The 18,251-nt window shown below is 71.9% G+C and carries 16 protein-coding genes and 1 riboswitch; of the genes, 7 read left to right on the top strand and 9 right to left on the bottom strand.

Going from position 1 to position 18,251, the window contains the following annotated elements; translation table 11 throughout:
• Positions 1 to 13 precede the first annotated feature (13 nt).
• Both ACZ470_RS05520 and ACZ470_RS05525 read right to left on the bottom strand, forming a co-directional pair.
• Positions 14 to 247 (bottom strand): hypothetical protein, encoded by a 234-nt coding sequence (locus tag ACZ470_RS05520; RefSeq protein ID WP_468424639.1) that lies wholly within the window; start codon positions 245 to 247, stop codon positions 14 to 16.
• Positions 234 to 1,595, bottom strand: a complete 1,362-nt coding sequence (locus tag ACZ470_RS05525) for a PspC domain-containing protein (protein ID WP_468424641.1) — start codon at positions 1,593 to 1,595, stop codon at positions 234 to 236. The genes ACZ470_RS05520 and ACZ470_RS05525 overlap by 14 nt, the downstream gene beginning before the upstream one ends.
• A 179-nt stretch (positions 1,596 to 1,774) precedes the next feature.
• Between ACZ470_RS05525 and ACZ470_RS05530 the strand changes: the two genes are divergently transcribed.
• A complete protein-coding gene (locus ACZ470_RS05530; protein WP_468424642.1) occupies positions 1,775 to 3,067 on the top strand; it encodes a PspC domain-containing protein in 1,293 nt (430 codons plus the stop codon).
• On the top strand, positions 3,064 to 3,786 hold the full coding sequence (locus ACZ470_RS05535) for a LuxR C-terminal-related transcriptional regulator (protein ID WP_468424644.1): 723 nt from the start codon (positions 3,064 to 3,066) through the stop codon (positions 3,784 to 3,786). The genes ACZ470_RS05530 and ACZ470_RS05535 overlap by 4 nt, the downstream gene beginning before the upstream one ends.
• A gap of 6 nt (positions 3,787 to 3,792) precedes the next feature.
• On the opposite strand, the gene ACZ470_RS05540 is transcribed toward ACZ470_RS05535, so the two are convergent.
• Positions 3,793 to 4,233, bottom strand: coding sequence for an ATP-binding protein (locus ACZ470_RS05540; protein ID WP_468424646.1), 441 nt, complete (start codon positions 4,231 to 4,233; stop codon positions 3,793 to 3,795).
• Positions 4,234 to 4,362: 129 nt separating this feature from the next.
• Between ACZ470_RS05540 and ACZ470_RS05545 the strand changes: the two genes are divergently transcribed.
• Entirely contained in the window at positions 4,363 to 5,181 is an 819-nt protein-coding gene (locus ACZ470_RS05545; protein ID WP_468424648.1) for a helix-turn-helix domain-containing protein, read from the top strand.
• Complete coding sequence (locus ACZ470_RS05550) at positions 5,178 to 5,420, top strand: DUF397 domain-containing protein (RefSeq protein WP_468424650.1); 243 nt, start codon at positions 5,178 to 5,180, stop codon at positions 5,418 to 5,420. Before ACZ470_RS05545 ends, ACZ470_RS05550 begins: the two co-directional genes overlap by 4 nt.
• On the opposite strand, the gene ACZ470_RS05555 is transcribed toward ACZ470_RS05550, so the two are convergent.
• Entirely contained in the window at positions 5,417 to 6,439 is a 1,023-nt protein-coding gene (locus ACZ470_RS05555) for a C40 family peptidase (RefSeq protein ID WP_468424652.1), read from the bottom strand. The genes ACZ470_RS05550 and ACZ470_RS05555 overlap by 4 nt on opposite strands.
• A 364-nt stretch (positions 6,440 to 6,803) precedes the next feature.
• Here ACZ470_RS05555 and ACZ470_RS05560 point away from each other — a divergent pair, with 364 nt between their 5' ends.
• Positions 6,804 to 7,157 carry a hypothetical protein gene (locus ACZ470_RS05560; RefSeq protein ID WP_468424654.1) on the top strand — a complete coding sequence of 118 codons (354 nt, stop codon included), beginning with the start codon at positions 6,804 to 6,806 and terminating at the stop codon, positions 7,155 to 7,157.
• 30 nt (positions 7,158 to 7,187) lie between these two features.
• On the opposite strand, the gene ACZ470_RS05565 is transcribed toward ACZ470_RS05560, so the two are convergent.
• On the bottom strand, positions 7,188 to 8,372 hold the full coding sequence (locus ACZ470_RS05565; RefSeq protein ID WP_468424656.1) for a C40 family peptidase: 1,185 nt from the start codon (positions 8,370 to 8,372) through the stop codon (positions 7,188 to 7,190).
• A 7-nt stretch (positions 8,373 to 8,379) separates the two neighbouring features.
• A riboswitch (cyclic di-AMP (ydaO/yuaA leader) is annotated at positions 8,380 to 8,536 on the bottom strand.
• 259 nt (positions 8,537 to 8,795) lie between these two features.
• Between ACZ470_RS05565 and pcrA the strand changes: the two genes are divergently transcribed.
• Positions 8,796 to 11,276: a DNA helicase PcrA gene (gene pcrA / locus ACZ470_RS05570; RefSeq protein WP_468424658.1), complete on the top strand. Its 2,481-nt coding sequence runs from the start codon at positions 8,796 to 8,798 to the stop codon at positions 11,274 to 11,276.
• A gap of 49 nt (positions 11,277 to 11,325) precedes the next feature.
• On the opposite strand, the gene ACZ470_RS05575 is transcribed toward pcrA, so the two are convergent.
• Positions 11,326 to 12,801 (bottom strand): M23 family metallopeptidase, encoded by a 1,476-nt coding sequence (locus tag ACZ470_RS05575; protein ID WP_468425187.1) that lies wholly within the window; start codon positions 12,799 to 12,801, stop codon positions 11,326 to 11,328.
• A gap of 357 nt (positions 12,802 to 13,158) precedes the next feature.
• Entirely contained in the window at positions 13,159 to 14,025 is an 867-nt protein-coding gene (locus ACZ470_RS05580) for an esterase/lipase family protein (protein ID WP_468424660.1), read from the bottom strand.
• A 413-nt stretch (positions 14,026 to 14,438) separates the two neighbouring features.
• On the opposite strand from ACZ470_RS05580, the gene ACZ470_RS05585 reads away from it, so the two are divergent.
• Positions 14,439 to 14,855 (top strand): cobalamin B12-binding domain-containing protein, encoded by a 417-nt coding sequence (locus ACZ470_RS05585; protein ID WP_468424662.1) that lies wholly within the window; start codon positions 14,439 to 14,441, stop codon positions 14,853 to 14,855.
• A 212-nt stretch (positions 14,856 to 15,067) separates the two neighbouring features.
• Here the strand turns inward: ACZ470_RS05585 and ACZ470_RS05590 are convergent, their stop codons facing one another.
• Both ACZ470_RS05590 and ACZ470_RS05595 read right to left on the bottom strand, forming a co-directional pair.
• Positions 15,068 to 16,687 carry a DUF5691 domain-containing protein gene (locus ACZ470_RS05590; RefSeq protein ID WP_468424664.1) on the bottom strand — a complete coding sequence of 540 codons (1,620 nt, stop codon included), beginning with the start codon at positions 16,685 to 16,687 and terminating at the stop codon, positions 15,068 to 15,070.
• 121 nt (positions 16,688 to 16,808) lie between these two features.
• On the bottom strand, positions 16,809 to 18,164 hold the full coding sequence (locus ACZ470_RS05595) for an SWIM zinc finger family protein (RefSeq protein WP_468424666.1): 1,356 nt from the start codon (positions 18,162 to 18,164) through the stop codon (positions 16,809 to 16,811).
• Between the last annotated feature and the right edge of the window lie 87 nt (positions 18,165 to 18,251).

Below are 18,251 nucleotides of genomic sequence, written 5' to 3' on the forward strand. Positions count from 1 at the left end.
CCCCCGGGCAGCCTCAGGGCGCCGTCCCCGCGCCGGACTCCCCGGGCACCGACCTGCGTCGGCGGCGGACGAGCCCCCTCAGGGAACCCACCGCGCCGGCCAGGCAGAGTCCGCCCGTGACGACGGGGATCATCACGAACCACGGCGTCTCCCAGGCACCGCCCGCGTCACCGCCGTAGATCACCGCGGCGAGGGTGAGGAAGAACCCGGCGATCAGCCGGCCCGGCTGGAACTCATGACGCAGCACGGCTCACCTCCGCCTGTCCCGCGCCGACCTGGAGCTCGAGGTCGAGCGTGCCCGCGCCCCCGGCGCCGGCCGGCGGCTCCAGGGTCACCTCCTTGTGCTTGCCCGGTGCCACGTCCACGTCCTTCTGTTCGTCGCCCGGCAACTGGATGTCGCCCACTCCCACGTCGATGCTCAGCCTCACGGTCACATCCCTGGGCACGATCACATGGATCCGGCCCAGGCCCACATCGGCCCGCGTCGAGACGGTGCGGCCCTCGGGGACGCGTATCGCGGACAGGTCCAGGACGCCTTCGCCGGCCCCCAGGTCGTAGCTCGGGCGTATCTGTGCGACCGAGGTGGGCTCCCAGGTCGTCCGTCTCCAGTCGGTGCCGATGTCCTTCGGCACGGCGGCCGAACCGGCGAGCAGGCCCGCCGTGATGACCGCCAGGATGATCGAACCCGCCCCGGTGCGGCCGAGGAACGCGCTCACGGCCACGCCGATGCCGAAGACGCCGAGCGCGCAGGCGAGACCGGCCTGGAGGCTCGTGCCGAGCGGGTGGTCCTGCCACGTCAGCCCGGTGCCGAGGCCGCCCGCGAGCAGGGCCAGCAGGAATATCCGGCCGCCGATGCCACGGGGGCCGCGCGGCCGCGGCGGGCGGGGGCGCGTCGCGTACGCGGTGTCGCGGGCGCCGGAGTGGAGGCCGCGGCCGATGGTGACGGCGGCGGAGATGTCCGGGTCACGGGCGTCCCGGGGGCCCCACAGATAGCCGGTGCCGCCGACGTGCGTGCCGTCCTTGACGATGGGGTCGCGCCACCACGAGGGGAACGCGGACGGAGCCGGCGGTGCCTGGGGCTCCGGCGGGGCGTCGGCCACGGCCTGGGCGGCTATGTGGTCGTCGGGGCTGGGGGCGCCGCGCCGCCGCGACCAGTAGCCGGCCCCGGCGAGCAGCAGGGACAGTATGACGGCGAAGCTCAGCACGCCGTCGTTGCTGAGCATGGTGAGGAAGACGCCGCAGCCGACCAGCGCGAACAGCACGGCCGTCAGGGTGTGGCCGTCGACCCGGCCGGTCAGCAGCCTGCGGATCTCGTTCTCCTCCTCGTCCTCGTACGGGACGAAGAGCCAGGCGAAGCCGTAGAAGATGAGGCCGATGCCGCCGGTGGCGGACAGCACCGCGAGCGTGATCCGGAAGATCACCGGGTCCATGTCGCACTGCCGGCCGAGCCCCGAGCACACCCCGCCGAGCATCTGGTGTCGACGGTCGCGCCGGAGCCGTCCGCTCTCCTCGGACGGCTCCGGTGGCACGGCGGTCGCTCCTCCCGGGCCGGAGCCGGGGCCCGGACCCGTCGCGGCGTGCTGGTGATCGGTCATGGGTCCATGGTGACGGGCGAGCCGCCGCGGCGGCAGTCGGAATGACCCTGGCCGGACCCTGATATCGGCCCCCGAGTGGGGCCGGGGGAGTGTTCGACGGACCCCGGCCACGGAGATCAGGGGAGTCTCCGGGGCCGACCCTGATGCTCCGGTACTCCGGGCGTGTGACCATCAGTGGCATGTCGGAAGCCGCAGCAGCGCCAGTCACCGAGCCGCGGCCGCCGCGCAAGCTCTACCGCAGCAGTGACGGACGCTGGCTCGGGGGCGTGGCGCGGGGTCTCGCCGGACACCTCGGGCTGCCCGTGATCTGGGTACGTCTCGTCTTCGTCGGTCTGTTCACGGCCGACGGTCTCGGCGCGCTGCTGTACGCCGCGTTCTGGTTCTTCGTCCCGCTGGGCGTCGGCGGTGTGGACGCGCAGAAGCCGCCCTCCCTGGTGACGACGGAGACCTCGCCGGACGGCCGGCGCAGACTCGTCACCCGGAAACCGGACAAGGGCCAGCTCGTCGCCCTGCTCCTCATGGTCGTGGTGGCCATGATCTTCGTGGGCAGTGTGAACCTGAGCAACGGTGCCAGGGCCTACCTCTGGCCGACCGTGCTGGTCGGCGCGGGCGTCGCCCTGGTCTGGCGGCAGGCGGACAACGCCCGCCGGGCCCGCTGGATGGAGGTCGGCCGGCGCCGCCGCACGGTCACGCTGCTGCGGGCCGTGGCCGGTGTGCTGCTCGTGACGGCGGGCGCCTCGGGCATCTTCGTCCTGCGGGGCTCCGGCAGCCACCTCGGCTCGGTCCTCCAGGCCGCCCTCGCGGTCCTCGTCGGCATAACGCTGCTCGCCGGCCCCTATCTCGTGCGGATGACCCAGGACCTCTCCGAGGAGCGCCTGATGCGCATCCGGGCCCAGGAGCGCGCGGAGGTCGCCGCCCATGTCCACGACTCGGTGTTGCACACGCTCACCCTGATCCAGCGCAACGCCGACAACGCGGGCGAGGTGCGCCGCCTGGCCCGTGCCCAGGAGCGCGACCTGCGCGCCTGGCTCTACAAACCGGAGGGCAACGGCAAGGACGAGGACGACGAACCCACCACCCTGGCCGAGGCCGTGAAGCGCAATGCCGCCGAGGTCGAGGACAAGCACGGCGTCCCCATCGAGGTCGTGGTCGTCGGCGACTGCCCGCTCGACGAGAGAATAGGCGCGCAGATGCAGGCCGCGCGCGAAGCGATGGTCAATGCCGCCAAGTACGGTGGCGAGGGAGGCGCGGTGCAGGTCTACGCCGAAGTCGAGGGGAAGACGGTCTTCGTGTCCGTCCGGGACCGCGGCCCCGGCTTCGACCTGGACTCGATACCCGCCGACCGCATGGGCGTCAGAGAATCGATCATCGGCCGCATGGAGCGCAACGGCGGCACGGCGCGGCTGCGCGCGGTGCCGGACGGCGGCACGGAGGTCGAGCTGGAGATGGAGAGGGCGGAGAAGACGTCATGAGCGAGCCGACCGAGGCGAACGGAACGGCGGGACCGGCGGAGGCGGCCGGTGGCAGCGGCCGGCGGGTGCGCGTCGTCCTCGTCGATGACCACCGCATGTTCCGCACCGGCGTCCAGGCCGAGATCGGGCAGACCGAGCAGACGGGCGTCGAGGTGGTCGGCGAGGCCGCCGACGTCGACCAGGCGGTCACGGTCATCACCGCGACCCGGCCCGAGGTGGTCCTGCTCGATGTGCACCTGCCCGGTGGCGGCGGCGTCGAAGTGCTGCGCCGTTGTGCCCCGTTGATGAGCGACACCGAGCAGCCGGTCCGTTTCCTCGCCCTGTCCGTGTCCGACGCGGCGGAGGACGTGATCGGCGTGATCCGGGGTGGCGCCCGCGGGTACGTCACCAAGACGATCACCGGGACCGACCTCGTCGACTCGATCTTCCGGGTCCAGGAGGGCGACGCGGTCTTCTCGCCCCGTCTGGCCGGCTTCGTCCTGGACGCCTTCGCCTCGACCGACGCCCCGCCGGTCGACGAGGACCTCGACCGCCTCACCCAGCGCGAGCGGGAGGTCCTGCGGCTGATCGCCCGCGGCTACGCCTACAAGGAGATCGCCAAGCAGCTGTTCATCTCGGTCAAGACGGTCGAGTCCCACGTCTCGGCGGTCCTGCGCAAACTCCAGCTCTCCAACCGCCACGAACTGACCCGCTGGGCGACGGCACGCCGGCTGGTGTGACCGCGGCTACGACGGGGCGGAGAGGGTCAGTTCGAACCAGACTTCCTTGCCGATGCCGCACTCTCTCTTCCGCACGCCCCACTGCTCGGCCAACGTTGCCACCAGCGCGAGGCCACGGCCCGACTCGTCGTCCGGGGAAGCCGTGGCCGGGGTCGGCAGCGTGTCGTTGGCGTCCGTGACCGTGATGCGGAGGCGGTCGTCCGCGAGGACGCAGCGGGCCCGGATCTCACGCCCGGCGGGGGCCTTCGCGTGGCGGTACGCGTTGGTCATCAGCTCGCTGAGGAGGAGTTCCGCCGTGTCCGTCACGTCCTGCGGCAGCTCCCAGATGGCCGCCTGTTCGCGGAACAGGGTGCGTGCCCGGCCGACGCTGCGTGCGTGACGGGGGAGTCGCCACTCGATGTCCTTCGGGGCGGCCGTAGGCAGTGGCTGCGGCAACGGGGTCTGCATGTGCGGGTCATCCCTTGCGTTGATGTTTCGCGGTTGGCGGGATCACCGTCTCGGTTCGTGCGTAGCCTCACGAGTAACGGACCGGGTACAGCGAGTGGTTGTACCCTGCGGGGACCTGCGGGGGTGTCTATGGCGACCGAGGTGAACTCCCAGCCGCCGATCGCGTGGCGGTACTGCGGCAGCCAGATCAAGTTGTGGCGTGCGGAGGCCGGGGTCGGCCGGGAGTCGCTGGCAAAAGAGGCCGGGTACGACTACGAGTACGTCAAGTCGATGGAGAACGGCCGCCGTCGGCCCACGCTGCGGTTGTTGCAGATCGCGGATCAACTGTGCGGGGCGGGCGGGAAGCTGGTCGCGGCTCAGGAGTACCTGAAGCCGGAGCCGTTCCCGGCACGATCGAAGGAGTTCATGGCCATCGAGGCCGAGGCCATCAGCTTTTCCTGTTACGAGCCGCTGCTCATCCCCGGCTTGTTGCAGACCGAGGAGTACGCACAGGCGCTGATCGGGGGTGGCTGTCCACCGTTGGACGACGAGACGGTGAACGAGCGCGTTGCCGCCAGGTTGCGCAGGGCTGAGGCGCTGAGGCGCAAGGTTGGCGTGATGTATGGCTTCCTCATCTACGAAGCTGCGCTACGTACTGGTGTAGGTGGAGAGGACGTCATGCGTCGCCAGTTGCGTCATCTGACCGAAGTTGGTCAGCTTCGCAACGTGTCGATTCAGATCTTGCCGTTCGGTCGGTGCGGAGGGGTTGCGCTCAGCGGCCCGATCGTCCTGCTGGAGACGGAGGAGCACGAGCTCTATGCCTTTGCCGAGGGGCAGGGGACGAGTGCGCTGTACGTCAGCCCTGGCAAGGTCAGTGAGTTGTCGCGTAAGCATGGCATGATCCGCATGCACGCTCTCAGTGTTGAGGAGTCTGCCGAGTTCATCAGAGGGGTGGCTGAGAGGCAGTGAGTGAGCGCTTGACGTGGTTCAAGTCCAGCTACAGCGACAGCGAAGGCAGCAACTGCCTCGAAGTAGCCCTGGACTGGCGCAAGTCCAGCCACAGTGACTTCGAGGACGCTGCCTGCGTCGAAGTGGCCGCCTGCCCCCACACCATCCACGTCCGGGACTCGAAGCTCGGCCCTCAGGGCCCCCGGTTCGCCGTCACCGGAGGTGCCTGGGTCGCCTTCGTCACGTACGCGCGTACTTAGGTCACGCGCGTCGCGCCCGCGAAGGGCATCTCGTCGATGGGGGCCACCCGTACCGGGGCCGAGGGGTTCGGGGCGTGGATCATTCGGCCGTCGCCGACGTAGATGCCGACGTGGCTGATGCCGGAGTAGAAGAAGACCAGGTCGCCGGGGAGGAGTTCGGAGCGGGGGATACGGCGGCCGGCGTCGATCTGGGCGTAGGTCGTGCGGGGGAGGGCGACTCCGGCGGAGCGGTACGCGGCCTGGACGAGGCCCGAGCAGTCGAAGGCGTCGGGGCCGGTCGCGCCCCAGACGTAGGGGCTGCCGAGCTTCTGGTGGGCGTAGGAGACGGCGGCCGCCGCGCGAGGGCCGGGGGCCTTGGCGGTGGTGGGGGTCGGGGCGGTCGAGGAGCCGGGGGTGAGTCCCGCGCGCTGCTCCGGTGTCAGCCGGGACAGCAGGCGGCGGGCCTCGGTCAGCTTGGCGTCGACCGTCTTCCGGTGCCGCTTCAGCTCGGCCCTGCGGGACGTCAGCGAGGCCACCTCGACGCGTGCGGCACCGCGCAACCGCTCGATCTCCCGGAGCTGTTCGCGCACGCGCCCCACGGCCGCGTTCTGGCGACTGCCCGCCCGCTCGGCCAGCGCGGCGCCCTCCAGATAGCCGTCGGGGTCCTCGGAGAGGACGAGCTGAAGGGCGGGGTCCAGGCCGGCGCCGCGGTACTGCGCCGCCGCGACCGAACCCAGGGCGGCTCGCGCGGAGTTGAGCCGGTCCTTCCGGCGGGCCGCCTCGTCCTGGAGGTCGCGCAGCCGCCGCTGCGCCGAGTCGGCCTTCTCCTTCGCGCCGTTGTACTTCTCGGTGGCGACCTCCGCCTCCCGGTGGAGCCGGTCCACGTCGGCCTTCACCCGGCCCGGTGTCGGCTGCGGTTCGGCGTGTCCCGTCCCGTCGAGGCCGGTCGCGGTGGCCGCGCCGGCGAGGGCGATGGCGGCGGCCGTGCGGGCCCTGGTGCCGCCCGTCACGCGCTGCCGGGTCCTGCGGTGCGCTGCCACCTGGACTCCTGCTCCTTTCCGACGACCGCCGGGAGCGGACCCCCGTCCGTCGGTCCGGCGGCGGGGGGTGCACAGGGGGAGCCGTCCGCCGCCGGACCTTTCTCGGCGGTGGTGGCCGGCTGCCGCCCCTGGTCCGGGCGGCGGTGGAGAGCCGGTCACCTGGGGGAGGACGCTAGGCCCGGCCGCGCCGCCCCGGTAACGGGTTGTGCGGAACTGGCGCGACCGGACCGACGGGTGACCGTAAGTGACCGCGATCCGGTCCCGGCTTCGTCGCCTTCACTCTGTGTGATGACCGATGTGGGGAAGGGCGGGGAGGTGAGGGCGGCGGACTGCTATGGGGTGGGGATGGTTAGGCTCCGGCCCCATGGACGTACTCATCCACCTCTTCGTCGGTCTGCACATCATCGGTATCGCCTCGCTCCTCGGCGGCTTCCTCACCCAGATCAAGGCGATGGGCCAGGGCACCGCCCGGTTCGTCCCCGCGATGCTGCACGGCGCGCTGACGATGCTGGTCACCGGTGTGGTGCTGGTCGGCCTCAACCAGGCGCAGGACTACTCCGTCGACAACATCAAGATCGGCGTGAAGCTGGCGCTGCTGATCGTGATCCTCGGCCTGGTCTATGTGAAGCGGGACGAGGAGAAGGTGGACAAGGGCATGTTCGGCCTCGTCGGGCTGCTGACCACGGCGAACGTCTTCATCGCCGTGCTCTGGACCTGACCCCTGTCCACCTCCGGCGCCCGGTGACGATCAGGCCGGGCGCACGATGCTGTGGATCGAGGACTCGCCGTCGTAGTAGATCGACTCCTCGCGGACGTACGTACCGGGCTTCGGGGCGTGGATCATCATCCCGTTGCCGATGTAGATGCCCACGTGGGTGATGTCGTCGTAGAAGAAGACCAGGTCACCGGGCTGGGCCTGGGAGACGGGGACCGTCGTGCCCGCGTCGACCTGGTCGTAGGTGGTGCGCGGGATGGTGACGCCGGCGGCCTTCCAGGCGGCCTGGGTGAGGCCGGAGCAGTCGTAGGAGCCGGGGCCGGTGGCGCCCCAGACGTACGGCTTGCCGATCTGCGCGCGGGCGAAGGCGAGGGCCTTCTCGGCCTTGGCGGCGTACGAGGAGTCGGTCGACGTCGACGGGGAGGTGGTCGAGCCGGAGGACTCGGACGAGCCCGAGGTGCCGCTGTCCTGCTGGGCCGCCTCCTGCTGGGCGGCCTCCTCCTCGGCCTGCTGCTCCGCCTGCTGCCGGGCGAGCTCGGCGGCCTTGCGGGCGGCCTCCTCCTGCTTCTTCTTCTCGATCGCCGCCAGCCGCGCCTTCTCCTCGGCGGTCAGCTTCGACATCAGCTCGCGCGCGTCGGCGAGCTTCTTCTGGACGGTGGCCTTGGCCGTCTTCAGGTCGCCCTGTGACTCGGTGAGCGTCTCGAGGCTCTTGGTGGCCTCCTGGCGCTTCTTCATCGTCTGGGACTGCTGTGTGACGTAGTCGTCGACCGCCTGCTTCTGGCGGCCGGTCATCCGGTCCATCACCTGGCGCTGGTCGAAGATGTCCTGCGGCGTGTCCGCGAGCAGGAAGGTCGCCGTGTCGGGGACGCCGGCACCGGTCCGGTACTGGGCGGCGGCGAAGGAACCCAGCTCCTCCCGCGCCTCGTTGAGCCGCTGCGTGCGCTTGGCCACGTCGTCGAGGAGGGTGTCGACGCGCGTGCGCTGCTTCGCGGTCTTCTCCTTGGCCGCGTTGTACTTCTCGGTCGCCGACTCCGCCTGGCGGTACAGGTCGTCGACCTTCTTCTCCACCTCCTCCAGGCTCGGCCTGTCGTCCGAGGGGGCGGCGTTGGCCGTCTGGGACAGCAGCGCCACGGAGGTCAGGGCGGCGGTGGCGAGGGCCGGGGTCCGTATGCCTGCCACGCGCGGGCCGGGGGTGCGCGACTTGCGGTGCGACGCCAAGGGAGGCGACTCCTTCCAGTGCTCCGCCTACCGGGTTAGCTGTCGGGTTCGGGCGGGTGGTGCTTCGGAAGGGTTGCCCTACGGCCGCTCCACGAAGGAGTGGGCCGATTCACCCCAAGGTCTCGGTGGGTCCCCGGCTCCGGCTGCCACGGCGGGCAGTGACGGACTCGGCGGGGGCCGCGCGGCCCGGCGGGGTTCGCCGGTGGGGGTCGTACGGCCCGCCCGCACCGTAGCCAACTGGTGTGGCGCCTGTGAAGGTTGATGGGTGATATGCCCGATACATTTTCGTGACCTTGTGCGTCCGGTCACTCAGGGTGCGGGTGCGGTGCCGGCGGGTGTGCGTTCCGGCCCGACGGCCGGAAACCAGGGATGTTCCCGGGGTGGCCCCGGGTTGTCGGTGCGGCGCCCTAGACTCGGAGAGCGATGAGCAGCCTCTTTGACGACAGCTTCCTGGCGGACCTCCAGGCCCAGCGGGGCCCCTCGGACGAGCCCCCGCCACCGCCCGAGGACGAGCACGTACCGGAGCAGATTCCGGACGACCTGTTCGGCGGGAAGTTCGACGTGCCGCCGGAGAGGGACGCCTACTACCGCGACGGCGCCCCGCGCCCGGTGATCGACTCCGCCGCGCTGCTGGAAGGGCTCAACGACAACCAGCGCGCCGCCGTCGTGCACTCCGGCTCCCCGCTGCTCATCGTGGCCGGCGCCGGCTCCGGCAAGACCCGCGTGCTCACCCACCGCATCGCCCATCTGCTGGCCGAGCGGCACGTCCACCCGGGCCAGATCCTCGCGATCACCTTCACCAACAAGGCCGCGGGCGAGATGAAGGAGCGCGTCGAGCAGCTCGTCGGCCCGCGTGCCAACGCCATGTGGGTCATGACGTTCCACAGCGCGTGCGTGCGCATCCTGCGCCGCGAGAGCAAGAAGCTCGGCTTCACGTCGTCGTTCTCGATCTACGACGCCGCCGACTCCAAGCGGCTGATGGCCCTGGTCTGCCGCGACCTCGACCTCGACCCCAAGCGCTTCCCGCCGAAGTCCTTCAGCGCCAAGATCAGCAATCTGAAGAACGAGCTGATCGACGAGGAGGACTTCGCGGCCCAGGCGGGCGACGGCTTCGAGAAGACCCTCGCCCAGGCCTACGCGCTGTACCAGTCCCGGCTGCGCGAGGCGAACGCCCTCGACTTCGACGACCTGATCATGACGACGGTCAATCTGCTCCGCGCCTTCCCGGACGTGGCCGAGCACTACCGCCGCCGCTTCCGCCACGTCCTGGTCGACGAGTACCAGGACACCAACCACGCCCAGTACGCCCTGGTCCGCGAGCTCGTCGGCACCTCCGAGCACCCGGTCGACGTACCGCCGGAGGCCGAGGTCCCGCCCGCAGAGCTGTGCGTCGTGGGCGACGCCGACCAGTCGATCTACGCCTTCCGCGGCGCGACGATCCGCAACATCCTCCAGTTCGAGGAGGACTACCCGGACGCGACGACGATCCTGCTGGAGCAGAACTACCGCTCCACGCAGACCATCCTGAGCGCCGCCAACGCCGTCATCGAGCGCAACGAGTCGCGCCGGCCGAAGAACCTGTGGACCAACGCCGGCTCGGGCGCCCGGATCACCGGGTACGTCGCCGACACCGAGCACGACGAGGCGCAGTTCGTCGCCGACGAGATAGACCGCCTCACGGACGCGGGGGAGGCCAAGGCGGGCGACGTCGCCGTCTTCTACCGCACCAACGCCCAGTCCCGTGTCTTCGAGGAGATCTTCATCCGCGTCGGCCTGCCCTACAAGGTCGTCGGCGGCGTCCGCTTCTACGAGCGCAAGGAGGTCCGGGACGTCCTGGCCTATCTGCGGGTGCTCGCCAACCCCGAGGACTCGGTGCCGCTGCGCCGCATCCTCAACGTCCCCAAGCGGGGCATCGGCGACCGCGCGGAGGCCATGATCGACGCCCTCGCACAGCGCGAGAAGATCAGCTTCCCGCAGGCGCTGAAGCGCGTCGACGAGGCGTACGGCATGGCCGCGCGGTCATCGAACGCGGTGAAGCGGTTCAACACGCTGATGGAGGACCTCCGTACGGTCGTGGATTCCGGGGCGGGCCCGGCCACGGTGCTGGAGGCGATCCTCGAACGCACCGGCTACCTCGCCGAGTTGCAGGCCTCCACCGATCCGCAGGACGAGACCCGGATCGAGAACCTCCAGGAACTCGCCGCTGTCGCCCTGGAGTTCGAGCAGGAGCGCGGGGAGGGCGAGTCGGTCGCGCTGTCCGACTTCCTGGAGCAGGTCGCCCTGGTCGCCGACTCCGACCAGATCCCCGACGAGGACGAGGACGGCTCCGGCGTCATCACCCTGATGACCCTGCACACCGCCAAGGGACTGGAGTTCCCGGTCGTCTTCCTCACCGGCATGGAGGACGGCGTCTTCCCGCACATGCGCGCCCTCGGCCAGACCAAGGAACTGGAGGAGGAGCGGCGCCTGGCGTACGTCGGCATCACGCGTGCGCGGGAGCGGCTGTACCTGACCCGCTCGACGCTGCGCAGCGCGTGGGGGCAGCCCTCCTACAACCCGCCCTCGCGGTTCCTGGAGGAGATCCCGGCCGCCCACCTGGAGTGGAAGCGGACGGGGGCGAGCGGGCCCGTGTCCTCCGGCCCGGTGTCGGGGGTGGCGGCCTCGCTGTCGTCGTCCCGCTCCCGCTCGTCGGCTTCGGGAGCGTCCGGCTTCGCCACCCGGCGGACATCGGAGAAGCCCGTGGTGTCGCTGGCGGTCGGGGACCGGGTCACGCACGACCAGTTCGGGCTCGGCACCGTGGTCGCCGTGAAGGGCACGGGGGCGAACGCGGAGGCGACTATCGACTTCGGGGAGACCAAGCCCAAGCGGCTGCTGCTGCGGTACGCGCCGGTGGAGAAGCTGTAGCGGCGGGCCGCGACCCGTCGGGGGGACGGTCCTACGGGGCCTCCGGCTCCTACGACGGGTCGAGGCCGTGGCTGCGGAACCAGGCGAGCGGGTCGATCGCCGAGCCGCCGCCCGGGCGGACCTCGAAGTGCAGGTGCGGGCCGGTCGAGTTGCCCGAGTTCCCGGAGAACGCGATCCGGTCGCCGGCCTTCACGGTCGAGCCGGAGGGGATCTGGTAGCTGGAGAGGTGGCAGTACCACGTCTCCGTGCCGTCCTTCGCCGTCACGATCATCATGTTGCCGTAGGCGGAGTTGTACTGCGTGCGCACCGTGCCGTCGGTCGCGGCCATCACCGGCGCACCGTACGAGACGGGGAAGTCGATGCCGGTGTGGACGGACATCCAGTTGATGCCGGACTGGCCGTAGTAGGCGCTGAGTCCGTGCTGTGCGACGGGGAGCGCGAACTTCGGACGCAGCCGCTCCTTGCGGGCCGCCTCCTCCGCCGCCCGCCTGCGCTCGGCCTCCTGCTGTGCCTTGAGGTCGATGCGCTCCTGGGTGCGGCTGGCCCGGTCGGCGAAGTCGTCGGCGCCGGCGGCGAGGCTTTCGAGCTGGGTGTCCAGCTTGATGTTGGCGGCGGACGGTTTCACCGGCTGGGCGTCCGCGGCGGTCGTCGTGGTGTCCTGGCCGCCGTCGTCGGTCAGGCCGCCGACCGAGGCCGCGGCGATACCGGCGACGCCCATCACGCACGCCGAGGGCACGGCCACCGTCAGCAGCGCGGAGCGCTTGGCGGGCGTACGGCGGCGGGACCGGGAACCGGAGCGTGAGGCCGCCCGCGGCGCCGGGACCGGAAGGGACTCCTCCTGCTCGTCGAGCAGGGACACCGCGGGCATCTCACCGGTGTCGGCGGGCCCGTCGGCCTCGGGGTCCGCGGGGGACTCCTGGTCGAAGGACTCGAACGACTCGGTCTGCGGCGCGTAGGCGTCGGCCGCGGGCTCCTGGGCGGCCGCCTCGCCGCCGTCGGAGTTCCACTGCGTGGCGTCGTAGACGCCGCTGTCGAAGGTCTGTGTGCCCCAGTCCCACTGTTGGGTGAGGGCGGCGGGGTTTCCGGCCTGGTCGGGCTGGAGCCACTCACCGGAGTCCCACTGGCCGCTCGCCTCCGGGGAGGTGGCCTGCGGCGGGATCATCGTCATCGGATGCTGACCGGTGGTCCAGGCGGTCGCGTCGTAGCCGCCGGTGTCGTACGCGGACGGCTGCTGGACGGCGTACGCGTCGTACTGCCCGGTGTCGTGGCCGCCCGTGGTCCAGTGCGCGGTGTCGTAGCCGCCGGTGTCGTGTCCGCCGGTGTCGTGTCCGCTGCCCGGGAGGTCGCCGAAGAGGGGGTCGGCGGCGAAGCTCCCGGTGGTGTGGGCGCCGGTCCCGAAGTGGGTCGCGGAGAAACCGGTGGCGTCGTAGCCGCCGTACGTGGTGAAGTCTCCGTACTGGGCTTCCTGGGAGCCGTACGACGCGTAGGGCGCCGAGTCGGCATCGGAAGCCGGAGCCGGGGCCATGGTCCCCGACGGGTGACGGTCGTTCACCAACTTCTCTTTCGCCTCGACAACAGGGGCTGCCAGAGCAGTGCGGCGACTGTACCCGGCGGTACGCGGGCACGACAATCTTCCTCAGGTTTCACGCGCGCAGGAAACGGGCAATCAGTCGTCTTTTGGCGGACGGCGGGCGCGGTCTTGGCTCTTTGTTCGAAGTCTGTTCGAGATCGTGAGTGGGTCGACGGCGGTAAGTCGGCTGTCCCGGACCGTTGTTGTTCGGTTTCCGTCGAGGGGTATATGCCCCCTTCGGTTGTCACGTGGCACCGGCGCCGGGCGTGTCGCGCCGCCGCCGTCTCCGGGTGGCCGCCCCGTTTGCGGCCGTCAGGCCACGGTCAGGCCGCCCGGGCGGCCGGCGGCCGGCTCTCCGGGGAGCGCCGTGTCCAGGGCCTGGCGTATGCCGGTCGCCACGGCCGGGTGCACGGGCAGCGCGAGATGGCCGACGCCGCTCACCCGTACGTTCACGGACGTCAGGTCGGGGTGCTCGATGCACGCCGACTCCAGCGGGTCCATGATGTGGTCGAGGTCGCTCCAGAACGCGACGAAGTGCGTACGGCAGCCCGGCGCCGGCTGGGTGAGCTCCTCGAGCACCGGTGAGCCGGGGCGCATCTGGCGCACGATGGGGTGTGCGTTCGCCAGCGGCGCGACACGGGTGCCGGAGTGCGGGGTGCCGAGCGTGACCAGCGTCCGCACGCGGGTGTCGCCCCCCAGCCGCTGGACGTAGTACCGCGCGATGAGCCCGCCGAGGCTGTGCCCGACCACGTCGACCCGACGGCTGCCCGTACGTTCGCACACCTGCTCGATGTGTCGGCCGAGCAGTTCGGCCGCGATGCGGATGTCGCAGGTCAGCGGCGAGTAGTTGAGCGACTCGACCTGCTGCCTGCCGTGCTGGGCGAGGCTGCGGCGCAACAGGACGAAGACCGACCGGTTGTCGATGAAGCCGTGCAGCAGGACGACCGGGGGCTTGGCCTCCGTCGGCAGCTTCGCCGTGCCGTCCGGCGGGGGCAGCGCCGGACTGGTGCCCCGCCGCTCCTGGATGATGCCGGCGGGATAGAGCAGGAGGTGACCCGCCAGGATCGCCAGCTCCAGCGCGGTCGCCTTCAGCAGGGCCAGGGAGAGATCCGCCAGCCGGGTCGGCAGAAGACGCCGGCAGAGCGGCAGGAACGGAAGAGCTGCCTCGGTGACCTTCATGGCCGACCTCCTGTCGGCACGCGGAGGGACAGCCCTGTCCCCCGTGTGCCCTCATGGGAAATCGCTACGAGAGCGGTCGACGGTGCGCGCGTATGACGTGTCGAGGGGGCGCGGTGGTACGGCGACCTCGGTGCGAATCCCTTATGCGCATGTTCCCACCGTTGCCCGAGTGGCGCACGGGCACGGGGTGCGTGGGGCGCGGAGCCCGGGAACGCTGCGCGGTGAACGTGTCCCACCGTGTGATTTGCCCCTCGCTGTGCACCGTGAAACTGCCGGTTGCGGGATGCTGGAGATAACGTTCGTTCACTTCCCCGGCCGGTTCGGGCAGGGGATCCCGAGCGATGTGTACGGCATGACGGATGTGTGCGGTACTTGTCGGTACGGATGGATGTAGTCGCTTCATGGAGGCAGTGATGGGTGTGGCAGCCGGTCCGATCCGCGTGGTGGTGGCCAAGCCGGGGCTCGACGGCCACGATCGCGGGGCCAAGGTGATCGCGCGGGCGTTGCGCGATGCCGGTATGGAGGTGATCTACACCGGGCTTCACCAGACCCCCGAGCAGATCGTCGACACCGCGATCCAGGAGGACGCCGACGCGATCGGTCTGTCCATCCTCTCCGGGGCGCACAACACGCTCTTCGCGGCGGTGATCGAGCTGCTGGAGCAGCGGGAGGCTGCGGACATCCTGGTCTTCGGGGGCGGGATCATTCCCGAGGCGGACATCGCTCCGCTGAAGGAGAAGGGTGTGGCGGAGATCTTCACGCCGGGGGCGACCACGGCGTCGATCGTGGAGTGGGTGCGGGCGAACGTGCGTCAGCCTGCGGAGGCGTAGGGCGCGGGGGGTTTGAGGCAGCGCCGGGTGCCGTTTGGCCGGGGGCGCGGTCTTGGCGCCCCGGGGTTGGGGTCGGCCGGGGGCGGGTCGCGCTGCCCGGCGCTTGCGGGGTGCCGTCGCGCCCACCCGTGCCGCCCCAGCGGCACGACTGCCCGCGGAGAGCGGCAGACAGCTGGCCGCGGAGAGCGCGGCAGGGCTGTCCGCGGGGGCGGTCAGGGGGTTAGTTCTTTCAGCATTGTTGCGCGTAGGTGGAGGGTGGTTACCAGGCGTTGGAAGGCTTCCGACCAGTAGCCGCCGGCGCCGGGTGACGCGTTCTCCGGCTCGTCCGGTATCGCCAGGAGCGCGTCGAGACGGCCGGCCTCGGACGGGTCCAGGCAGCGTTCGGCCAGTCCCATGACTCCGCTGAAACTCCATGGATAACTCCCTGCGTCCCGCGCGATGTTGAGCGCGTCGACCACGGCCCGTCCGACCGGCGCCGCCCAGGGCACCGCGCACACCCCGAGCAACTGGAACGCCTCGGACAGGCCGTGCGTCTCGATGAACCCGGCCACCCACTCCGCCCGTTCGGCGGCGTCAAGGGTGCCGAGCAGCTTGGCGCGTTCGGCCAGGGACACCGCCCCCGGACCGCCCGCCTCCGGCGCGGACGGCTCACCGAGCAGCGCCCGGGACCATGCCGCGTCGCGCTGCCGCACCGCCGCCCGGCACCAGGCGGCGTGCAGCTCGCCCTGCCAGTCGTCCGCCACCGGCAGCGCCACGATCTCCTGGGGCGTACGCCCGCCGAGCCGCCGTGACCAGCCGCCGAGTGGCGCCGCCTCCACCAACTGCCCGAGCCACCACGAACGTTCGCCCCGGCCGGCGGGGGCCTTGGCCACCACGCCGTCGCGCTCCATGTCCGCGTCGCACTCGTGCGGCGCCTCGACGGCGATCGTCGGTACGTCCCGGGTGTGGTCGACGGCCACACACGCCCCGGCCCTGACCGCCATCCGCCGCGCCAGCGCCGACGCGGGCAGCGCCGACAGCAGCTCCGCCGCCGTCGCCCGTACGTTGCGGCTGCGGTCGGCGAGGGCCTGCTCCAGGAAGGGCTCGTCGTCCGGACCGAGTCCGGTGCGCAGCGAGTCCAGGAACATCAGCCGGTCCTCCGCCCGCTCCGTCGCCCAGGTCTCCGTGAGGAGCTCGCGCGCGGCGGCCGGCTCCCGGGAGCGCAGCGCGGCGAGCAGGGCCACCCGCTCGGCGAACAGGCCCTCCTGCCAGAGCCGCCGTATGCCCTCCGGGTCGTGGAGGCCGGGCGCGGACGTGCCGCCGCCCGGGGTGGAACGCAGGGCGAACCGCCAGTCCGGGTTGAGCCGGGCCAGCCAGAGGGCGCGGGGCCCGGCGAACCGCAGTGCCGCGGGACGCAGGTCCGTCCGTCCCCGCGCGGCGTCCAGCAGGGCGGGCAGCGCCGCGGGGGGCGCCGCGAATCCGCCGGCGTTCGCCGCCGCCAGCCACTGCGGCAGCAGCTCCATCAGGTCCGGGGCCGTGCCCCGGCGGCCGCCGCCGGAGGTGCCGGGGCGGTCGGCGAGCAGCATCGCGAGCCGGCGCGCGGCGGCGGACGGCAGGGGAGGGCGAGGGTCCTCCGGCGCAGACGGCGGGCGCTCCGCGGCCCGCGCGGGCCGCAGCCCGGCGCGTCGCCGCACGGTCGCCACGGCCGCCGCGTCCAGCAGCGCCGACGGCGCGTCCGGCCCGGGCGCGGAGCCCGCCAGTGTACGCCGGTCCGTGCCCAGCAGGGCCGTGGTCACCAGCTCCTCCCATCCGTCCGGGAGGGACGCGTCCACGGCGGTGGTCGTCCTGCTCATGAGCTTCCTTTCCGACGGGCGTGCCGGTGCGGTCGAAGACTCACGCGCACCGAGTGTCCAGTGATGCCCGAAAGATTCCTGGGGCCCACGGGGCGGACGGGGCTGGGGGCCGGCACGTCGCTCAGCACAGCGGCACCGCCTCACCGGGGCCCTCCGGCCATGCCGCCAATGGGGTGAATCCCTGGTGGCCGCACTCGCCGAAGACCCTGACCGGGGCGCCGCCCGACAGGGCGACCAGACGCCACAGACCGGGGCGGGACAGCGCGGCCGGGGTGAGCGGCAGGGCCGTGTCCCCGTCGGCGTCCGCCAGCTGCCAGCCGTCACCGTCCGGAGTCGGTATCACCCGCTCCAGCGTCACCGGGACCGAGTCCAGCCAGGGGTCGTCGCGCAGTGCCTCGCCGTAGCGGGCCACCGCCCGGGCCGTGGTCGTCCCCGTCGGCCGCACGGCCGTGGGCGCGGGTGCGGAGAACCGCTCTCCCAGGGCCGCCCGGGGCTGTCCCGCGCCCGGATAGGCGGACAGCTCCGCGTCCAGGGCCAGCCCCACCGGCAGCGCGAGCTCCGGGGCACGGCCCGCCGCACCGTAGGAGAGGAGCAGCGCCGTACGCCCCGAGTCCGTGCCGTACAGCCAGACGCGGCGGGTGGTGAGACGGCTGTCGGCCGTGTCGTACTGGGCCAGGACCAGCCAGCGGTCCCGCACCGGCGGGCCGTCCGCCGAAGCGGGCAGGCCGACACGGGACCGGACCGTCGCGGCCAGGCCCTCCGGCAGCCGCTCGCGACGCAGCCAGCCCCGGCCCAGGAGGTGGAGCAGCGCGCACTCCTCCAGCAGCCGCACCGGCCAGCCCGGCCCGGTGCCCGGGAGCGCCCCCAGCTCCCGCACCCGGGCGGCCAGCCCCGGCGCCTGGGCGTCGACCATGCGGGCCGCGGTCTCCTCCCACAGGCCGTACCCCGACTGCTCGGCCGACACCAGGCCGCCGCGGAGCAGGTCCGTCAGCCGCTGCTCCAGCTCCGCCGCGCCCGCGGTGACCCGTTCGGCCCGGCGCTCCGCCCTGCGCCGCGCCGCCTCCGGGTCGGCCGCTCCCGGCGGGGAGCCCGAGCCGTCCGGGTCACCCCTCCGCTCCGCGCGCGAGCGCCGGTCCGCGACCCACTGCTCGGCCCACTCCGGCGCGGTTCCCCGCGGCACCGCCCCGTCCCCGGCGGCCCAGAGCAGCAGCAGACCGAGCGCGTGCTTGCACGGGAACTTGCGGCTCGGGCAACTGCACTTGTACGCGGGCCCGGAGGCGTCCGCGACGTCGACGACCGTCCGGTACGGAGTGCTCCCACTGCCCCTGCACTGCCCCCACACCGTCCCCTCGCCCGAACTGCCGGCCTCGGACCACGGACCGGCCGTGCCGAGTTTGCTTCCCGCTTTGCGTGACGCGGCGTCAGGCGCCAGTGCCAGCACCTGGTCCGCCGTCCAGCGCACCCCCTGCCGATTCATGCCTTCGAAAGTAGATCCCGGCACTGACAATCGGCCCGGTCGGCGCGATGGTGCAGGTCGGAGCGATTGTCAGTGGTGTGGTGCACG

This window comes from Streptomyces sp. NPDC031111 (genome assembly GCF_055570675.1).